General features: G+C 34.4%; 17 protein-coding genes. 7 read left to right on the plus strand and 10 right to left on the minus strand.

Features of this window, described 5'->3' with window-relative positions:
• The first annotated feature begins 91 nt into the window (after positions 1 to 91).
• Positions 92 to 685, plus strand: a complete 594-nt coding sequence (locus BW939_RS12880; protein WP_084566658.1) for a hypothetical protein — start codon at positions 92 to 94, stop codon at positions 683 to 685.
• Here BW939_RS12880 and BW939_RS12885 read toward each other — a convergent pair.
• The 6 genes from BW939_RS12885 to BW939_RS12915 all read right to left on the minus strand — a co-directional run bounded on the left by BW939_RS12885 (position 682) and on the right by BW939_RS12915 (position 7,634).
• A complete protein-coding gene (locus tag BW939_RS12885) occupies positions 682 to 1,572 on the minus strand; it encodes a DUF72 domain-containing protein (protein ID WP_076452428.1) in 891 nt (296 codons plus the stop codon). The two genes, BW939_RS12880 and BW939_RS12885, sit on opposite strands and share 4 nt — an antisense overlap.
• 55 nt (positions 1,573 to 1,627) lie before the next feature.
• Positions 1,628 to 2,050: an endonuclease domain-containing protein gene (locus tag BW939_RS12890; protein WP_076452429.1), complete on the minus strand. Its 423-nt coding sequence runs from the start codon at positions 2,048 to 2,050 to the stop codon at positions 1,628 to 1,630.
• 1,464 nt (positions 2,051 to 3,514) lie between these two features.
• Complete coding sequence (locus BW939_RS12900; protein WP_076452431.1) at positions 3,515 to 3,715, minus strand: helix-turn-helix transcriptional regulator; 201 nt, start codon at positions 3,713 to 3,715, stop codon at positions 3,515 to 3,517.
• The gene (locus BW939_RS12905; protein ID WP_076452432.1) at positions 3,712 to 4,161 is read right to left on the minus strand and encodes a hypothetical protein; all 450 of its coding nucleotides are present in this window, start codon (positions 4,159 to 4,161) and stop codon (positions 3,712 to 3,714) included. Before BW939_RS12905 ends, BW939_RS12900 begins: the two co-directional genes overlap by 4 nt.
• Before the next feature lie 264 nt (positions 4,162 to 4,425).
• Positions 4,426 to 6,084, minus strand: a complete 1,659-nt coding sequence (locus BW939_RS12910) for a ribonucleoside-diphosphate reductase subunit alpha (RefSeq protein ID WP_076452433.1) — start codon at positions 6,082 to 6,084, stop codon at positions 4,426 to 4,428.
• A 575-nt stretch (positions 6,085 to 6,659) separates the two neighbouring features.
• Positions 6,660 to 7,634, minus strand: a complete 975-nt coding sequence (locus BW939_RS12915; RefSeq protein ID WP_076452434.1) for a ribonucleotide-diphosphate reductase subunit beta — start codon at positions 7,632 to 7,634, stop codon at positions 6,660 to 6,662.
• A gap of 433 nt (positions 7,635 to 8,067) precedes the next feature.
• Between BW939_RS12915 and BW939_RS12920 the strand changes: the two genes are divergently transcribed.
• The 4 genes from BW939_RS12920 (at position 8,068) to BW939_RS12935 (ending at position 12,658) form a co-directional block, all read left to right on the plus strand.
• Positions 8,068 to 8,757, plus strand: coding sequence for an ABC transporter ATP-binding protein (locus BW939_RS12920; RefSeq protein ID WP_076452435.1), 690 nt, complete (start codon positions 8,068 to 8,070; stop codon positions 8,755 to 8,757).
• A gap of 79 nt (positions 8,758 to 8,836) precedes the next feature.
• On the plus strand, positions 8,837 to 10,066 hold the full coding sequence (locus BW939_RS12925) for an ABC transporter permease (RefSeq protein ID WP_076452436.1): 1,230 nt from the start codon (positions 8,837 to 8,839) through the stop codon (positions 10,064 to 10,066).
• Between the two features lie 90 nt (positions 10,067 to 10,156).
• Positions 10,157 to 11,428 carry an ABC transporter permease gene (locus tag BW939_RS12930; RefSeq protein WP_076452437.1) on the plus strand — a complete coding sequence of 424 codons (1,272 nt, stop codon included), beginning with the start codon at positions 10,157 to 10,159 and terminating at the stop codon, positions 11,426 to 11,428.
• Positions 11,429 to 11,461: 33 nt separating this feature from the next.
• Positions 11,462 to 12,658 carry an efflux RND transporter periplasmic adaptor subunit gene (locus BW939_RS12935; RefSeq protein ID WP_076452438.1) on the plus strand — a complete coding sequence of 399 codons (1,197 nt, stop codon included), beginning with the start codon at positions 11,462 to 11,464 and terminating at the stop codon, positions 12,656 to 12,658.
• A gap of 90 nt (positions 12,659 to 12,748) precedes the next feature.
• Here the strand turns inward: BW939_RS12935 and BW939_RS12940 are convergent, their stop codons facing one another.
• A complete protein-coding gene (locus BW939_RS12940) occupies positions 12,749 to 13,042 on the minus strand; it encodes a hypothetical protein (RefSeq protein WP_076452439.1) in 294 nt (97 codons plus the stop codon).
• A gap of 532 nt (positions 13,043 to 13,574) precedes the next feature.
• Between BW939_RS12940 and msrB the strand changes: the two genes are divergently transcribed.
• Positions 13,575 to 14,672 (plus strand): peptide-methionine (R)-S-oxide reductase MsrB, encoded by a 1,098-nt coding sequence (gene msrB, locus BW939_RS12945; RefSeq protein WP_076452538.1) that lies wholly within the window; start codon positions 13,575 to 13,577, stop codon positions 14,670 to 14,672.
• A 55-nt stretch (positions 14,673 to 14,727) separates the two neighbouring features.
• Here the strand turns inward: msrB and BW939_RS12950 are convergent, their stop codons facing one another.
• The 3 genes from BW939_RS12950 to BW939_RS12960 form a co-directional block, all read right to left on the minus strand.
• The gene (locus BW939_RS12950) at positions 14,728 to 15,387 is read right to left on the minus strand and encodes a murein L,D-transpeptidase catalytic domain-containing protein (protein ID WP_228417239.1); all 660 of its coding nucleotides are present in this window, start codon (positions 15,385 to 15,387) and stop codon (positions 14,728 to 14,730) included.
• Between the two features lie 108 nt (positions 15,388 to 15,495).
• The gene (locus tag BW939_RS12955) at positions 15,496 to 16,344 is read right to left on the minus strand and encodes an ABC transporter permease subunit (RefSeq protein ID WP_076452440.1); all 849 of its coding nucleotides are present in this window, start codon (positions 16,342 to 16,344) and stop codon (positions 15,496 to 15,498) included.
• A gap of 2 nt (positions 16,345 to 16,346) precedes the next feature.
• The gene (locus BW939_RS12960) at positions 16,347 to 17,249 is read right to left on the minus strand and encodes an ABC transporter ATP-binding protein (protein WP_076452441.1); all 903 of its coding nucleotides are present in this window, start codon (positions 17,247 to 17,249) and stop codon (positions 16,347 to 16,349) included.
• 179 nt (positions 17,250 to 17,428) lie between these two features.
• Here BW939_RS12960 and BW939_RS12965 point away from each other — a divergent pair, with 179 nt between their 5' ends.
• Positions 17,429 to 18,796 carry an AAA family ATPase gene (locus BW939_RS12965; protein WP_228417241.1) on the plus strand — a complete coding sequence of 456 codons (1,368 nt, stop codon included), beginning with the start codon at positions 17,429 to 17,431 and terminating at the stop codon, positions 18,794 to 18,796.
• The last annotated feature ends 193 nt before the right edge of the window (positions 18,797 to 18,989 follow it).

Genomic DNA, 18,989 nt, shown 5'->3' on the forward strand with positions numbered 1-18,989 from the left:
TTAAAAAAAAATAATTTAATTTTAGGATGTTCTTTTGTTGGTTTAAATACAAAATAACGCCGTTTAGTTAATCAATCCTTATCTTTGCCTCATGGGTTTTATACTTTCACTCGTTTTTGTGCTTCTTGTACTTTCGCTTTTCCTTTCAAAAATAAAAAGTGGAAAGGCAGATAAGCTTGCCAAACTGTTTCGTGTGTTGAGCTTGGTTTTTTCGATATCCATATTTACCTATTGGTTTGTGAAAAAAAGTACAATTGGCATCATAAAAGATTCTGTTTCGTTTCAGCTCATCAATAAAACTCCCCAAACGCTGGATTTTTATTTGGTTAAAATAAATAAGAATAATTCTGCACCCAATTTGGAAACCATTCATGTCGGAAAAATTCGTCCAGAATATTACAGAGTTGAACATTTGGGTATGAAAAACTCAGATGAATATTGGGTTGCAGGATATCTTGGAAAGAAAAACATGGTTTATTTTTCCCAACATTCTGTACCGAATAAAAATATTGATCAAATTGTTGAAATTCAGAATTACATCAATCAGAGTGAGAAATTATCAGAAAGAGCCAAAAAAAATATTGAGGCTTACAGCTACGAAACTAGGTTTTCTGCAATCTGGGTAACCTTGAATTTACTTTTGATTTTTTTGAATCTCATACTCATTTTACGAAAAAAAAATTAAAATAAAGTCGGTGTATTTTCTTGCCCCATTACCGGGATATGTATTTCAGTTTTCCATTCTTCGTTGATGTTTTTGATGAGGTACGAAGAAAGCAGCGGCGAAGCTTTTTCAAGATTTTGATGAACGAAGAAGTATAGATTTTGTAAACCTTTTTTTTTCCAAACAGTAAGGAGTTTTAGCCAGTCATCTAATCTTTCATAATCACTTTCTGCATTGGCTCCAACGTATCTTATGAAGGCATTTGGAGTCGTAAGTCTCATGTGAAGCATATCTCTTCTTCCGGCAGTATCTACGATGATGTTGGTGATGTTGTTATCCTCAAATAGTTGGCAAACTTTATCAAAAATCTCTTCATCAATAAACCATTCAGTATTTCTAAGTTCTATTGCTAAAGGAACTTCTTTGGGCCATTTATTTACAAACTGTTGTAGTCTTTCGTAATCTTTTGGTTTAAAATTATCATGAAGTTGTAAGAAAACCATTCCCAATTTTTCATCAAAATTCAAAACTGCGGTTGCAAACTGAGTCACCACGTCATCAATATTCAAAAGCCTTCTGAAGTGAGAAACCGTATTGGTAATTTTCGGGAAAAACTTAAATTCTGCTGGCGTTTTTTCTTTCCATGTTAAAACCTGTTCTGATGATGGTAAACTATAGAAAGTTGCGTTTAATTCAATTGAATTAAATTGGGTAGAATAGTAGCCCAATTCGTCCTTCGTCCCTTTTGGATAGAACCCTTTCAAGTCTGTTTTATTCCATTTCGCACATCCGATGGAGATGTTTTCAAGGCCTTTTTTATTTTGCTTTAAAATTTCTTTGGTTCTCGAATGGTCTTTTGGTAGCGTAAAATCTACTTTTGAAGGGTCTTCTACTTGTCCGAATTTCATTGGGTTTAATTTTAAGAATTATGGAAAGGATTATATTCAAACAAATATAAATAAATTACTGTGATTCATTTGAATTTTGAAAAGAGAGTATTTCATCTGCTTTTAAAGTTATTGTAGAAATAACTTCATCTAAATTTTCGTGAATTTCTTGATTAGTAAATCTAATTAATGTTAATCCATTCTTTTCTAAAATCTCAGTTCTTTCTTTATCCTTTTCTATTTGTTCTTGAAGATTATGATATTCGCCGTCAATTTCTACGACTAACTTTAATTTATGACAATAAAAATCAGCAATATATAAGCTGATAGGATGCTGTCTTCTGAATTTATAACCTTTCAGTTGGTTGTTTCTAAGTCTTTCCCAAAGAATCTTTTCCGCATCAGTTTCGTTTATTCGTAATGATTTAGCTTTGCTAAAAGAACTTCTTGGAGCACCTTTCCACATTCCTTCCTCATAGTTTGGTTTAAATTTTTTCATTTGTGATTTTTATTAAAACTACTAAATTTTTCGGAAATCAAAAATCTTTACCCCAACCCTAAAGGGTGGATTTTTGATAAGAAAATTTTGTCATTTAAGTAATGTTTTCATTAAGATACCAAACCATGAATTGAAATTTGCTCCCTTTAGGGCTGGGGGAACAAATTTCTAGCGAAGTCTGTGCAAATCAAAAATCTTTACCCCAACCCTAAAGGGAGGATTTTTGATAAGAAAATTATGTCATTTAAATAATGTTTTCTTGAAATGCCGAAACGCGAATTGAAATTTGCACCCTTTAGGGCTGGGGTAAACAAATTTCATGGACAAAATTTTGTTTTAAAGATTTCCTGCAAATCAAAAATCTTTACCCCAGCCCTAAAGGGAGGAATTTTGATAAGAAATTCTGTCATTTAAATAATGTTTTCGTTAAGATACCAAACCATGAATTGAAATTTGCACCCTTTAGGGCTGGGGTAAACAAATTTCATGGACAAAATTTTGTTTTAGAGATTTCCTGCAAATCAAAAATCTTTACCCCAACCCTAAAGGGAGGATTTTTGATAAGAAAATTATGTCTTTTAAGTAATGTTTTCGTTAAGATATCAAACCATGAATTGAAATTTGCACCCTTTAGAGCTGGGGGAACAAATTTCTAGCGAAGTCTGTGCAAATCAAAAATCTTTACCCCAGCCCTAAAGGGAGGATTTTTGATAAGAAAATTCTGTCTTTTAAGTAATGTTTTCTTGAAATGCCGAAACGCGAATTGAAATTTGCACCCTTTAGGGCTGGGGTAAACAAATTTCATGGACAAAATTTTGTTTTAGAGATTTCCTGCAAATCAAAAATCTTTACCCCAGCCCTAAAGGGAGGATTTTTGATAAGAAATTCTGTCATTTAAATAATGTTTTCGTTAAGATACCAAACCATGAATTGAAATTTGCACCCTTTAGGGCTGGGGTAAACAAATTTCATGGACAAAATTTTGTTTTAGAGATTTCCTGCAAATCAAAAATCTTTACCCCAACCCTAAAGGGAGGATTTTTGATAAGAAAATTCTGTCATTTAAGTAATGTTTTCGTTAAGATGCTAAACTATGAATTGAAATTTGCACCCTTTAGGGCTGGGGAAACAAATTTCTAGCGAACTGTGCAAATCAAAAATCTTTACCCCAACCCTAAAGGGAGGGTTTTTGATAAGAAAATTCTGTCATTTAAGTAATGTTTTCTTGAAATGCCGAAACGCGAATTGAAATTTGCACCCTTTAGGGCTGGGGTAAACAAATTTCTAGCGAAGTCTGTGCAAATCAAAAATCTTTACCCCAGCCCTAAAGGGAGGATTTTTGATAAGAAAATTCTGTCATTTAAGTAATATTTTCTTGAAATGCCGAAACGCGAATTGAAATTTGCACCCTTTAGGGCTGGGGGAAACAAATTTCAAAGTGATATTTAGTTTTGGTAAAAGATTTCAATCCCCATCCTCCAACTCAAAAATATCTTCCACATTTTTACCAAAATATCTCGCAATCTTCAAAGCCAAAACGGTTGAAGGAACATATTTTCCTGCTTCCATAGCGTTGATTGTTTGTCGCGAAACGTTGATTATTTTGGCTAAGTCTTCCTGTGTGATACCTTTTAAAGCTCTTTCTATTTTAATGGTATTTTTCATTTCTGTTGTAGTAAATAATTAAATCTGAAAACATACAAAACCAAAGGCAGAAACATAATAAGAATCATGACGGTAAGAAACAGACTTCCGAAAACGGTAACAAATAAAATAAAAACAATAGAGTAGGAGACGATCAGACTCCAGAAAACTGATTTTAGACGCAGACTTGAAATATATTCATCTTCAATTTTTTCTTTAGAAAATCCAACCAGAATTCCGCCCATGATGATGAGAAGACCAAATAAATTCGGAAATAAATCAATCTCAGCAGTTTTGAAAAAGCCCTGGTTTTCATCACTGAGAAATCCTGAATTATAGATAACAGGCAGAGAGATTTGAAAATCCATCACTCCCGAAATAGAAATCAATCCCAAAATAAGTGACGGAATAAAAATAAACCACCCGATTATTTTAAAACGGTTCGGGAAAAGTTGTAATGTATTCATATTTGTAAATTTTAATCAAACAAATGTAAAGAATATTTTACAATATGTAAAGTTTATTTTACTTTTTTGATTTAAATATTTTGAGTTATCGAGCATAATGATACATCGTATTTCTTTGCTTAGTTTACGTCTTTGCGAACGAAAAATATTTTCAAACATTTTAAAAAAACTTTGTGAATTTCGCGTTTAAACAAAAAAAACCGCAGAAAATAATTTCCACGGTTTATTAACGTTTTCTCACAGCCAAAACTTGGCTCTTAAAACCTAAGCTTCACAAGCCGAGCAGCTCACAAAATTCACCATCATTTCCTTAGAAACAGAAGAACTTCTTTGGTAGTACAAAGTTTTCACCCCTTTTTTCCAAGCTTCAATGTAAAGGTAATTTACATCTTTCACAGGCATCGTAGACGGAATCTGTAAGTTCAGAGACTGAGCCTGATCAATATATTGCTGTCTTTGTGCAGCCTGAGAAATAATCTCCATAGGAGAAATTTCTTTGAATGTCTTGAATACTGCTTTTTCTTCGTCAGTGAGTTCAGCTAAATGCTGTACAGAACCGTGATTTAGCATAATCGTTCTCCATGTTTCTTCATTGTCAAGACCTTTTTCTTCCAACAATTTAGCCAAGTATTTATTCTTACGCATGAAGTTTCCTTTTGCTAAGCCAGCTTTGTAGTAATTTGATGCAAAAGGCTCAATTCCTGGAGAAGTCTGTCCCAAAATCGCTGAACTAGAAGTGGTAGGCGCAATAGCCATTACGGTTGTATTTCTCATTCCGTAACCTTTTAAGATTTCTGGTTCACCGTAGATGTTTGCCAATTCTTTGGATGCAATATCCGCCTGCGCTCTGATGTGTTTGAAAGCTCTTGCATTAAACTGCGTAGCCTCAAAACTCTCAAAAGGAATCATATTTTTCTGAAGATAAGAGTGGTAACCCAAAACACCTAATCCAAGCGCTCTGTGACGCATTGCGAAGTCTCTTGCTCCTTGCAGGTAATAATTTCCTTCAGTTTTTTCAATAAATTCAGATAAAACAGCATCAAGGAAATAGATTGCCAATTGTACAGCATTCGTATCCTTCCACTCGTCATATAATTCTAAGTTCATAGAAGACAGACAGCAGATGAAAGATTCTTCTCTTGTAGACGGAAGCATGATTTCCGAACAAAGATTACTTGCATTAATCGTTAATCCAAGATCTTTATAAACCTGAGGTTTGTTTCTGTTGACGTTATCTGTAAAGAAAATGTACGGAAGACCTTTTTGCTGACGGCTTTCCAATACTCTTGCCCAGATTTTTCGCTTGTCGGCATCACCGTCAATCATATCCTGCATCCAGTAATCAGGTACGCAGATTCCGGTAAAAAGGTTCTGAATCGGGCTTCCGATGTCTTTAATTGATAAAAACTCTTCAATATCGCCGTGATCCACATCAAGATACGCTGCAAAAGCACCTCTTCTCACGCCACCTTGAGAAACCACATCCATAGAAGTGTCAAACAATTTCATAAACGAAACCGCTCCCGAAGATTTTCCGTTATCGGTTACCGCAGTTCCTCTGTTACGAAGTTCCCCGAAATATCCTGAAGTTCCGCCCCCGATTTTCGTCTGCATGATTACTTCACCCATTTTGTGAGTAATACCTTCAATACTATCCGGAATATGCACATTGAAACAAGAGATTGGAAGACCTCTCTGTGTTCCCATATTCGCCCAAACAGGAGAAGAAAAACTGATCCATCCTTTCATTATCATCTCCTTGAAAGCCGGCTGCAGTTCGGGTTTATATAGTTTTTTTGCTGCGGCAGTGGTGATTCTGTCGATTGCACCGTCTACAGTTTCACCTTTCAAAAGGTAACCTCTGTTCAGCATTTGCTCAGATTCTTCGTTGAGCCACCAGATATTGTTGTTTTTATCTTCCATTTTTTATATTGTAAAATGTATCGAGTACATTGTTTTGTTATTTTTTAGGAGCAGAAAATGTGGTCTTTCTCCTCACTTGTGTACCTGCTTTCCGCTGTATCTTTTTTGTAATTGCGAACAACGTTATTTTATCATTTTCACTTTTCTGCCATCGCAATCCCAAAAAAGGATGCCGCTGCAATCAGGGCTAAAACGACGGTTTGTCTTTCTTTACTTCTGAAATCAATCCTTGCGAGGAACCAAGCAATCTGTTGATAAGTTTTGGCTAAAGCCAAATGAACTTCTTTTCTTATAAAACGGGCTAAAGCCCGTTCCTATTGATGTCCAAAGCCAATAAATCGGATTTTTTTTTCATTTTAATTTAGCAGGGCTCAGCTTTTCAGTAATTTTTTTAATAAAAACACTTGTTGTCTCATTGGGAACATCCTTTGTAACTTAACCACCTTGCGCCCCGACTTGAACGGAGCTCTTTTTGTTTTTTTTGGTTCTCCCTTTAGGGAGTTAGAGGGTGAAAAAAACAAAAAAGCGGGAGTGGAAGGCGGAAATAGGCGCCCAAAAAATCTAAAATCTAAAATCTAGAAAAGATCATTCGCTGTAATACTCTTATCGTGCTTCGTATAATCCACTGGTCTTTTTGCGAAGAAATCATCCATAGAATTAGCAAAAACTTCCTCTTCAAACCATTTCATCGGGCTGTATTGTTCTGCGGTGGTATTGTAACGTTTTTCCATGTTGATTTTAACCAAACTTTCGTCAACACGGTATTTCATAAAATTGATCAAATCCTGTTTAGAGAATTTATCCAGTTCGCCCAATTCAAAGATCCAGTCAAGAATTTCTCCTTCAAGCTCGATAGACTGATCTACTAAGGTGTAAATATCTTCGATATCAGAATCAGTCAAAAGATCCGGCTGCTCTTCACGGATTTTATTGATCAGATAAATTCCGCCATTCGCGTGAATCTGCTCATCAATAGACGTCCACGCAATAATATTGGAAACATTTTTCAGGAAACCTTTGAATCTTGTAAATGATAAAATAATGGCAAACTGCGAGAACAAAGATACATTCTCAATCAAAATACTGAATAAAAGCAAAGAGGAAACATATTCTTTTGGCGTAGCCGAATTGGCGTGTTTCAGCACGTTGGATAAGAAATCAATTCTTTTTTTCAACGCAGGAACTTCCACAACGTGGGTGAATTCTTCGTTATATCCCAAAACTTCCAATAAACGGGAGTACGCTTCAGAATGACGGAATTCACATTCTGCAAATGTAGATCCCAAACCATTCAATTCTGGTTTTGGTAGGTGATTGTAAAGGTTTCCCCAAAAAGACTTTACCGAAACTTCAATTTGGGCAATCGCCAAAAGTGCATTTTTTACCGCATTTTTTTCGTGCGGCTCCAGCTGCGACTGAAAATCCTGCACGTCTGCCGTGAAATCTACTTCCGAGTGTACCCAGAAAGATTTGTTGATGGCTTCTGTAAACTGAAGGACCTCAGGATACTCAAATGGCTTGTAGCTTACTCTTTTATCGAAAATTCCCATATCTGAAACGGTTGTAATTGTATTAAATTGACTTTAATTATTTCTTGTGAATAAAATTGAAACAAAGTAATGCTTTGGTTTTTAGTGTTTTGTGTCTTGATTTTCCCACTTTTATTTCTTTACTTCGTATCTCTTCTACAAAGCACAAAGTTAGTCAACAAAGCCTTATTTTAAAAGAGGAAATGCTTAATTCTTTGTGGTATAGTGGGAAAAGTTTTCCACAATTACCTCAAAGTCGCTCTGTTATTGGTTTTGAGTGCTTTATGGTTTTTAAAAACTATTTGTATGAGCTGTATAATTAAACAGTTTTATATAATTATTTGAAAATCATTTATTTAAACATCAAACATATCTTTTTTTCTAATTAATTGCAGTATTTGTAACAAATCTTTTCTGTCTACTACTTATTGGGTACAAAAACAATGATCACTCGATGTTAGTAATTCAAGATTTACATAAATCATACGATACAGGAAAAAGTAAACTTCACGTGCTGAAGGGAATTAATCTTACAATTTCTGAAGGAGAATTCGTCTCTATTATGGGAAGTTCGGGGTCCGGGAAATCTACTTTACTGAATATCATCGGGATTTTGGATGAGAAAGACAGTGGTATTTACAATCTAGACGGAATTCCTATTGAGCATCTTAATGAAATAAAAGCGGCAGAATACCGCTCGAAATTTTTAGGCTTTGTCTTCCAATCGTTTAATTTGATTGGTTACAAAACGGCTTTAGATAATGTTGCGCTTCCTTTGTATTATCAAAATGTTCCCAGAAAAGAGCGTAATCAGCGAGCTATGGAATATCTGGAAAAAGTAGGGTTGGCACAATGGGCAAATCATTTACCAAACGAGCTGTCTGGTGGGCAAAAACAGAGAGTTGCTATTGCAAGGGCTTTGATTACTAATCCTAAAGTAGTTTTGGCAGATGAGCCAACAGGAGCATTAGACTCCAAAACCACCCATGATATTATGAAACTGCTGCAAGATATCAACAACGAAGGCAGAACCATCATCGTTGTAACCCACGAAAATGATGTGGCAGCACAAACAAAGAGAAACGTTATTTTAAGAGACGGAATTATTGAAAGCGATGAGTTTATAAAACAGATTGTGCTTTAATTTTAAAATAAAATCAATTGAAAATTTAGAGTCATTAAATTTTAATCTTTAAGTTTCTTAATCATTTAATAAAGAAAAAATGTTTGATCTAGACCGTTGGCAGGAAATATTCAGTTCTATTCGCAGTAATGTATTGCGGACGGTTCTTTCGGGCTTTACCGTAGCTCTGGGACTGTATATTTTTATAGTTCTTTTCGGTATTGGAAATGGTCTTCAAAACGCATTTCAGCAAGGTTTTACAAGAGATGCGCAAAATCTTATTACCATTTTTACAGGCCGTGCCAACCTTGCGTATGGAGGTTTGCAGGCTGACCGTGATGTGACGCTTAATAATTCGGATTATGATGCTCTTATCAAATCTCAACCCGAAAAGGTACAATATTCAACGCCGAGATATTCAACCAATTTTTTGGTAAAATATGGAAAGGAAAGTGGCAGTTATCAAATTTCAGGAGCTAACGATGAAGAGTCTTTCATTGAGAACAGAAAGTTAATGAACGGAAGATTCATTTCTAAAAGAGATATCGAAAACAACCAATATGTTGCCGTAATCGGAAGAATGGTACAGCGGGATTTAATAAAAAATGGTGATCCTGTAGGGAAAGAGCTGGAAGTTAATGGAAGTATTTTCAAAGTGATTGGTGTTTTCAGTGATGATGGTGGTGATTTTGACGAAAGAATGATCAGTGTTCCTATTTCCACCCTTCAACAAGTGAAAAAAGGTTCAGACACGCTGAGTACTGTATTTATTGCTTACGATGAAAAAATGGAACCTAAACAAGCAATTGAGTACGGTAAAGATTTGGAAAAAGAACTGAGAGCCCGTAAAAAAGTTTCTCCAGACGACCAAAATGCAGTGGGAGTTAATAACCGCGCAGAAGGGTTACAGGATTCTTTCACTTTCCTCTTTATGATTACAATTATTGTAGGATTTATTGGGATGGGAACTTTGCTCGCCGGTATTATCGGGATCAGTAACATTATGGTCTACATAGTAAAAGAACGTACCAAAGAAATAGGCGTTAGAAAGGCCATAGGAGCCAAACCGAGAAGTATTGTATCCTTAATTATGCAGGAAAGTATTGTAATTACAGTAATTTCCGGATTTGTGGGAGTAGGAGTTGGTGTTTTAACTTTAGAACTCATTGGTGACAGTCTGGAAAAATATTTTATTAAAGATCCAAGTGTAGGCTGGGGACTTATTTTTGCGGCATTTGTAAGTCTTGTGATTTCCGGATTGATTGCAGGTTTTATCCCTGCTTACAGAGCTTCAAAAATAAGACCCATAGAAGCTTTACGTACAGAATAATTTAATTTGAAAATTTGAAAATGAGATAATTTAAAAACGAAAAATAAATTAACTTATAACTCATAATTAATACCTCATAACTTAATAAAAGTGAATATTTTATTTAAAAAAGATACCTGGCAGGAAATTTATTACTCTTTGAAGAATAATAAACTCCGTACATTTCTTACCATGATTGGTGTGGGTTGGGGGATGTTTCTGTTTGTAAGTCTTTTGGGCGCTGCGAAAGGTTTGGAAAATGGTTTTGATAAACTTTTTTCTGGTTTTGCCACCAATTCTATTTTTATGTGGGCGCAGAATACTTCAATTCCATACAACGGATTTCCGAAAGGAAGGGAGGTGAGCCTTCATCTTCCCGATATGGATTTGCTTCAGAAAAGAATTCCGCAGATTGATTATATTTCTCCACAAAACTCCAGAGGAAGTTTTGGAAATCCTGGCGAACAGATGAGCAGGAACGGAAAAACAGCAGTCTACACTTTAACAGGAGATTATCCTGTGGGAAATAAAATTTCAGAGAAAAAACTCATCTTCGGACGTTATTTGAATGATGCTGATATCACAGGAAATAAAAACGTCGTTGTGATTGGCGAAGGAATTTACAAAAATTTTTTTGATGCTAAAAAGAAGGAAGACCCCATCGGAAAATCCATCAATATCAAAGGGCTGTTTTTTAATGTGATTGGTGTATACAAAATGGCGCAGGCAGGAGGTCCTAACAACAACGACACCACAGCATTTATCCCACTTTCTACTTTTACAAAAATTTTTAATGATGGAGACAAAGTAGATTTTTTTGCCGTGGTAAGTAAGGCTGATGCAGATTTGGCTGTGGTGGAAGATCTCGCAAAAACGGAGCTTAAAAAGAAAAACAATGTTTCACCCGAGGATACCAATGCATTTGGAAGTTTTAATCTGGGAAAAATGTTCGAAAAAGTGACCGGATTTCTTACCGGTATGCAGCTATTAACCATCATCGTGGGGACTCTTACGATTATTGCCGGAGTCATTGCTATTTCAAATATTCTTTTGATTACCGTAACAGAGCGAACCAAAGAAATAGGAATTAGAAGAGCCTTAGGAGCAAAACCTTCTGAAGTGAGAAACCAGATTTTACTGGAAAGTGTCGTGATCACCTTAGCTTCCGGTTTACTGGGTTTTATTTTTGGGATACTGCTGCTGATGATTATTGATATACTTACAAAAAATCAGGACAGTTTTCCTTTCTATAACCCGAGTGTTAATTATTCTGAAGTTTTTGGTGCGATGGGAATAATGATTGTTTTAGGCCTTATAATAGGCATGATCCCGGCACAGAGAGCAGTGAAAATAAAACCGATTGAGGCTTTGAGGTCAGAATAAAAATAAATTTAAGAATAAAAAAATAAACTATATATGAAAAAGAAGTTCACTTGGAAAAAAGCCATCTATATTGTTCTTGGGCTTTTGTTTGCGGTTGCATTAATTTCGGGAATCAGCTATCTGGTAAAATCAAATTCTAAAGAAAGTGAGGCTTTTCTCACGCGGAAACCTACCGTTCAAAATATGGAAGATAAGGTAATGGCTACCGGAAAAATTATTCCAAAAGAAGAAATTGAAATAAAACCCAATATTGCCGGAATTATTGATAAAATTCTTGTAGATGAAGGCGACAGGGTAGAAGCCGGACAGTTAATTGCTACAGTAAGAATTATTCCGAATATTGCCGAGGTGAATAGTGCACAGCAGAATGTTCAGAATTCTCAGCTACAGATCAGCAATGCAAAGATGAATCTTTCTAATGCACAGACTCAGTTTGGAATGACGGAAAAACTCTTCAAGCAGGGTGTAATTTCAAAACAGGAATATTTGACGGCTCAACAGCAGCTTTACACACAGCAACAGGCTCTCAGAAATGCGAATCAGCAACTCGTGACGGCTCAAAAATCTTTACAGATTGTGAAAACAGGTGCAATTCCTGAATTACAGGGCTTAGCAACCACGCAAATCCGGTCTAAGGCCGCTGGTACAGTACTTGAAGTTCCTGTGAAAGTGGGAAGTCAGGTAATTGAAGCGAATTCATTTAATGCAGGAACCACAATCTGTTCGATTGCAGATTTAAATTCATTGATTTTTCAAGGGGAAATTGATGAAGCTCAGGCTGGAAAATTGAAGCAAGGAATGGATATGAAAATCGTTATCGGTGCTTTGCAGAATAAAACTTTCCCAGGAAGATTAACCATGATCGCTCCAAAAGGAAAAGATAATAACGGAACGATAAAGTTCCCGGTAGAAGGCGATGTAAACAATCCAAATAATGAATACATCAGAGCAGGATTCTCTGCGAACGGAGAAATTGTTTTGAGTTCAAAGAAAAACGCATTGCTTTTGGATGAATCTTTAATACAGTACGATAAGAAAAACGGAAAAGATGTACCTTTTGTTGAAGTAAAACAAAAAGACGGTTCTTTCAAAAAAGTGAATGTAAACTTAGGTGCAAGCGACGGAATTAACGTTCAGATTTTATCAGGAATAGACAAAAATGCCGAAGTGAAAGTTTGGAATCCTTCAGATAAAGATAAGGAAGAGCTGAAAGAAAAAGCGAAGAAATAATATTATTCTCATAAGTAAAAAAAAGTCCCGAAATTTTCGGGACTTTTTTGGTTTATTTGTAAAAAAACAATTTATTTTTTTTTATTAAAACTAGCTTAAAAACTTAATTTCCTTGTCTTTAAATTTGTTTTTAACTACTATTTTATTCATTGTTTTCATCATCTTTCTTCTCAGTACAGCCAGTTTTCGGACGTTTTTATCTTCGCTGTAATCAAAAATATTGTCTTTAAAACTAAATGTATCGCCATCTTTAAATTCAATTTTGTTTTTCTTAAACTCTCCCAAAAGCATTAGATTAGTCATGCTTTCAAGGATATAGTGTTCGGATGCACCAAGTGATTTCAAAGAACGCAACAATTGTTTTTTGTATTTTTTCTTTCCCATAATTCAGACTTTTTCAGTTTTTAAAATTTTACAAATATATCATTTTCAAGACAACCATTTGCCGTGTTTTACAATTCATTATTTTTCAAAATAATTATTTTAATTATTAGGCTTGCGTTAGCAGTTTCATTTTTTTTTGTACCTGAATATTTAGAATTGCCTATTTGTTTATGCATTTAAATAAAATTAGAATATAGATATCTGCTATTACTCATCTTGTTTAATTTTTTTCAAGGTAAAACAAAGACTTTTATTAACTCACGGTTTTTTAAGATATAGAAAGGCGTAAACTTAGTTAAGAAACATAATTTTTGTGCAGTGGATTACTAATTCCGAACCATTATAAATTAAAATAAAGTTTTTTTTAAAAAAAATTAAAATTCAAAAATCCAAGAACCCAATAATCTCGTAGATTCATATAAACCGAATAGAGATTATCTTTTAAGTTTATGCATCAATTGCTTGAAATTTGCTCAGTTTTGATGTTTTAAAAAAATGATAAAAAATTAAATTAATGTTCAATAAAAATAAAATGAAAAACATATTGGTTTTAGTGGCTTTTGTTTTGGGGATTACAGCTTTCGCCAATTCATGTGAAAAGTCTGTAAAGCCTCAGAAAAGCTTCACAGAAAAAGAGAACAACGGAAAAATTGAGAATAAAAATCTGAAGGAGGTTTATTTTGCCGGAGGATGTTTTTGGGGAACAGAGCATTTCTTTCAGCAAATTCGAGGGGTCGTGGAAACAGAAGTTGGTTACGCCAACGGAAATAAGAAAAACCCAACCTATGAAGAAGTAATTAGTCATACAACAGGTTTTGCTGAAACGGTAAAAGTAAAATACGATCCTCAACAAGTAGAATTAAAATTACTTATAGATCTTTATTTTAAAACAATTGATCCCACAAGCAAAGATCAGCAGGGTAATGACAGAGGAAATCAGTACCGTACAGGGATTTATTCCACAGATAAAGAAACCGCAGCAATTATAAAATCTGAGGTAGAAAATCTGGCTAAAAATTACAGCAAACCTGTTGTGGTAGAAACTATTCCTCTGAAAAATTTTTACAGTGCAGAAACTTATCATCAAGATTATTTAGAGAAAAACCCTGGAGGATACTGTCACATAGAACCGGGATTGTTTGAAATGGCAAAAAATGCAAACCCGCTTCCGGCAAAATCAGTAAAATATCAGAAACAAGATAAAAGTGTTTTGAAAGAGAAGCTGACTTCTGAACAATACAGAGTGACCCAGGAAAACGGTACAGAAATGCCTTTTGAAAATGAATATTGGGACGAAACAAGAGAAGGGATTTATGTAGATATCACTACTGGTGAACCTCTTTTTATCTCAACAGATAAATTTGAATCTGGTTGTGGGTGGCCAAGTTTTTCTAAGCCAATAACAAAAAAAATTATCGATGAAAAACTAGATCGTTCTGCAGGAATGGACAGGATTGAAGTAAGAAGTAAAACAGGAAATGCTCATTTGGGACATGTTTTTGATGATGGCCCCAAAGATAAAGGAGGATTAAGATATTGTATCAATTCAGCGTCGCTGAAATTCGTTCCCAAAGCGGAAATGAAAGATAAAGGCTATGGAGATTATATTTCTCTACTAAATAAACAATAAGAAGGTTTTTTTATAGTTTTAAGTGTTTGGGTAGACCGCCGAGAGGCGGTCTTTTTTATTTGTAAATCCACATTAAAACAGGTTTTGAAGAGTTTTTGAGCAACGGGTCAATTTTTAAAAATGAATTGTTGGAAACCGTAGGGCAACCCCAACCTTCGGGCGATCCTTTTGGGTAAATCTCATCATCACTCATTCTCTCCCAAGAGTGAAAAACAATTACTCTTTTTAGGGCATTGTTATTGGTGTTTTCAAGACCATGCATCAGATATTTTGTTTTTACGCCCCATTCGCTGCTTCCGCGTTTGCCGATTCTATATTTTCCGAGTGATGATAGATGGCTTCCGTCTAAATTACTGAATTTCGCACCCTGCTTAGAGTCATCTGCACTCCAGCTATTCGTTCCACAGCCATGACCAACCAAATATTCCTGAATGATTTTTTTATTTTTATAACTGTAAACAAAAAAACGCTTAACCCCAGAGTGCAAACTCATATCAATTAAAATAACAAAATCTGTATTGAAATTATTTTTCTTACAAAATTTCAAAGCTTCTTGTGCTTTCTGAGTTGTTTTTACTAAATCTGATTTTGGTTTTTCAATACCAATTTCCTGATTTTGATGGTAGATAGTAACTTTTTCTCGAGATTTTGAGCACGAAATATGGATGGTAATACTTGAAAATAGGATTATATAATTAATGAATTTTGTTTTCAACCGGATTTAATTTTATATAAAAGTATAAAAAAAACAAAAGTGATTCTTTTTATAAATCACTTTTGTTTTTTTATCAGTTCCGAATTTAAATTTCAGATTAAAATCTATCTACCAGTCTCTTTTCTTTAAAATCAAGTAAGATCCAGCGGTAAAGATTATACACCAGACAATGCATGTAATAACACTTTCTGTTGGGTAATGAAATTGATATTTATAGCCCATTCCCTCTGCAATACGCATTCTTATAAATGGTGAAGGGATAAGATTAGACATGCTTTCCAATGGGAAAAGATTAGAAATATAAAAGTCATTTTGTGCCGCTTCAAGCTTTTCTTTAATGTTTAAATCTTTTATATGAATATATTTTTCAAGTGGTGTAATGATACTTTCGGCAACCCAATAAAAGAATAAAAAGAGCAGTACAAAAATAGATTTTCTAAACAACACAGAAAGAAATAGTAAAAATGTGAAAAATGTGAAAAGTTTCAGAAAATAATGACCTATAAAAAACATTTCCTTAAAAATCAACTCAGAATCTGTCACTTTTGAATAGGTTTTACCAAGCCAAAACGTGATCAGAAAAATTATAATAGTCGAGATTAAAGTAAATATAAATGTTGTCAAAAGTTTTGAAGCAATAAACTCTTTTCTGCTCAGTCCGTCAATTGTATTTTGCTTAAACATTCTATTGCTAAACTCTTGGCAGATGGAAAATACAATAATTAAACCTAAAAATATTTTAAGAAAAGCAACAAAATAAGTTGTAAAATGCCATATTGCTGGGAAGTCATACATTCCTTGTTCTTTAAGGTTGAGTTTCATACCATCCCAAAGATTAAGATCTACCAGCCCTATGAATAGTAAACCGACCAAAATAGCAAAATACATTATACTGAAAACCTTAAACGGCATGTAGTTCAGGTTTTTATAAAATTCAAGTTTTAATAGTCTTATCATGATTATTTTGTGTTTTTTACAAGTTCAAGGAATTGAGTTTCAAGAGAAAGTTTTTTCTTGCTAAGGTGAGATAGGTAAATGCCTTTCTCGGCAAGATTTTGATTGAGCATTGATGCTGAAACCGAGGCGTCATCACGCAGATGGGCTTTTATAAAATCACCTTCTATTTGTACTGTACTGAACCAATCCAGAGCTTTAAGTGTCTGCAAAAGTGCGGTATTGTTATCCGCTTTCAACTCAAAGAAGCCTTTGCTGCTGGTCATTTCGTCTACTCTTCCACTATAGATGGCTGTTCCTTCTTTCAAAACAATTACATGGCTGCAGATTTTTTCTATTTCATCTAAAAGATGACTTGCAATAATGATGGTGATGCCTTGTGTAGCAATACTTGAAATAATTTCTCTGATTTGGATGATGCCTTCAGGATCCAGTCCGTTCGTGGGCTCATCAAGAATCAATACTTCAGGATTATTGAGTAGTGAAGACGCAATAGAAAGACGTTGTTTCATGCCTAAAGAAAATGTTTTGAAAACATCTTTTTTTCTTTCCAGAAGTCCTACAGTCTGTAAAACTTCATCAATTCTGCTGTATGGAGTTCCTTTAATTTCAGCAACGATTTTAAGGTTTTTTTCGGCACTCAGGTAAGGGTAAAAATTCGGCTGCTCAATGATGGCGCCAATTCTTTTCAATGTTTCGGGATCTGTACCTTTTTCCCCAAACCAATACCATTCTCCAGAAGTAGGATTGATGGTGGAAAGTAGCATTCCAAAAGTGGTAGATTTTCCGCTTCCGTTGGGACCAAGAAGTCCGTAGACGTTTCCTTTTTCCACATCAAAAGAAATCCCGTTCACCACGACTCTTTTGAATTTTTTTGTCAGATTTTTTACTGATAAAATTTTTTCCATATTTATTTTTGCTTTATGTTTAAATAGTAGGAAAAGGCACACGATTGTTACAACGTTGATGCATTGTTTTTTTTGTTTGCCTAATGAATGGGAGGACGAGCGATAAATGGGCGAGGCAGCAAAACAGATTTCTGCTTTCTAAATATCAAATTTCAAACCTTAAATTTTGAAGCTTGCTTATGCGAAATTTAGTATATTTGAATATGAAGCTTACAGAACTTGCCCACGAACTTAATATATCTCCGGAAGCAATAAAAAGGTTTATTCAGGATTTTGATCTTGATTTAGAGGAGTGTATTTTTACCAACTTTGATGTTAAAAAAGATTTCGAGAAATTTGCCCGTGAAAATTCAGATTTCCTACGTCAGTATGAAAAAGATCTTGATGAAAACAAATCTGCACAGCAAATCGCAGAAATCATAAAACAACCTCAGGAGAATGTAGAAAAAGTAATCCAAGAATCACGGGATAATATATTTGATAATGGTTTTTTCCGCTCGTCGGTTTCTAGTTTTGGGATTGATCAAAAGTTGGGTGGAAATTATCAATTTGTGTACAATTATTTTGGAAGTAAAACGAGCCTTCAAAAAAGAGACTTTATAGGTTATCGTGATTTGTTTTTTTATATTTCAGGAGTTTTAGAGCCTTTTTTGAATCCGCAGCAAATCAAAGACTGGGGAATTCATAAACCTGCAGGAATTATTCTATATGGACCTCCGGGAAGTGGGAAGATTTTCTGGGCAAGCAAAATTGCGCAAATCATTGCCTATCAATTTAAAGAAGTCAAAAAACATTATCTCTCTACTTCATTTGTAGATGGTAAAAAAACCAGTTTTAATGATTTTCTGCTTACAATGCTCAATAATGAAAAGGTTTTATTGTTTCTAGAAGATTTTGACGAGATTATGACGGAGCGAAATCCAGAAAAGAGCGTTGCCACTTGTGATCTCGAAACGCAAGACGTTATTCTTCATCATATCAGCAGATTTACTTCTGAAAACCTTTTGATGATTGGCTCTGCTAATTCTGTTTCTGAAATTGATGAAGAAATTCTTGCTCCGGGAAGATTTGATGTTTTAATTCCTGTTTTTCCTCCCAATGCAGCCGAGAGAGCAGAGATTATTTTATTTTCTATGATCAAAGGTCTTGAAGAAGATTCTTTACTTTATAAAATTCTTAAACACAATAAAGCCGATAAAATCCCTTTTTGGGATACGGTTTCTGCAAGGATGAAAACCTTTAGTAATACGATGGTTATAGATTTTAGCCAAAGTTTGAAAAAAAGAATTAAAAATCTCTACCAAAAAACCCGAAACGAAAAATTAATTATTGATCAGAATCTTATTATTGCTGCGCTTCGTGAAGCAGCAGCAAAGTTAACTCCGGAATATCTTGATCAAGTAGCTCGGTTTCTGGATGATGCTGTTATTAATAATCTTGAAGATTTTCAGCTTAGAATTAAAGATTTGAAAGTAGAACTTGATTCTTATAAAGCTATAGATGAACCAAGACGTGCAATAGGTTTTCAGCACAATGAGGGAGAATAAAATAAAGAATTTTTTTAAAATAAAGATTTCAGAATTAAGTTTTTGAATCTGGTTTTCCTAAAGATCCCATGGTTTTTGATGGTTCATTTTTGTTGCCTGAATTTCTTTATAGTAAAAAGACTTTGTTACAAATTCCTTGTTTTGGCAGCTATTAAAATTATACCTATCTAAAAAAGATGATTTATTAATCATC

The organism is Chryseobacterium piscicola (genome assembly GCF_900156685.1).
GTDB lineage: Bacteria > Bacteroidota > Bacteroidia > Flavobacteriales > Weeksellaceae > Chryseobacterium > Chryseobacterium piscicola.

Coding starts and splice junctions, on each gene's coding strand:
- BW939_RS12880 (WP_084566658.1), top strand. CDS start 92: ATGGGTTTTATACTTTCACTCGTTTTTGTGCTTCTTGTACTTTCGCTT.
- BW939_RS12885 (WP_076452428.1), bottom strand. CDS start 1,572: ATGAAATTCGGACAAGTAGAAGACCCTTCAAAAGTAGATTTTACGCTA.
- BW939_RS12890 (WP_076452429.1), bottom strand. CDS start 2,050: ATGAAAAAATTTAAACCAAACTATGAGGAAGGAATGTGGAAAGGTGCT.
- BW939_RS12900 (WP_076452431.1), bottom strand. CDS start 3,715: ATGAAAAATACCATTAAAATAGAAAGAGCTTTAAAAGGTATCACACAG.
- BW939_RS12905 (WP_076452432.1), bottom strand. CDS start 4,161: ATGAATACATTACAACTTTTCCCGAACCGTTTTAAAATAATCGGGTGG.
- BW939_RS12910 (WP_076452433.1), bottom strand. CDS start 6,084: ATGGAAGATAAAAACAACAATATCTGGTGGCTCAACGAAGAATCTGAG.
- BW939_RS12915 (WP_076452434.1), bottom strand. CDS start 7,634: ATGGGAATTTTCGATAAAAGAGTAAGCTACAAGCCATTTGAGTATCCT.
- BW939_RS12920 (WP_076452435.1), top strand. CDS start 8,068: ATGTTAGTAATTCAAGATTTACATAAATCATACGATACAGGAAAAAGT.
- BW939_RS12925 (WP_076452436.1), top strand. CDS start 8,837: ATGTTTGATCTAGACCGTTGGCAGGAAATATTCAGTTCTATTCGCAGT.
- BW939_RS12935 (WP_076452438.1), top strand. CDS start 11,462: ATGAAAAAGAAGTTCACTTGGAAAAAAGCCATCTATATTGTTCTTGGG.
- BW939_RS12940 (WP_076452439.1), bottom strand. CDS start 13,042: ATGGGAAAGAAAAAATACAAAAAACAATTGTTGCGTTCTTTGAAATCA.
- msrB (WP_076452538.1), top strand. CDS start 13,575: ATGAAAAACATATTGGTTTTAGTGGCTTTTGTTTTGGGGATTACAGCT.
- BW939_RS12955 (WP_076452440.1), bottom strand. CDS start 16,344: ATGATAAGACTATTAAAACTTGAATTTTATAAAAACCTGAACTACATG.
- BW939_RS12960 (WP_076452441.1), bottom strand. CDS start 17,249: ATGGAAAAAATTTTATCAGTAAAAAATCTGACAAAAAAATTCAAAAGA.
- BW939_RS12965 (WP_228417241.1), top strand. CDS start 17,429: ATGCGAAATTTAGTATATTTGAATATGAAGCTTACAGAACTTGCCCAC.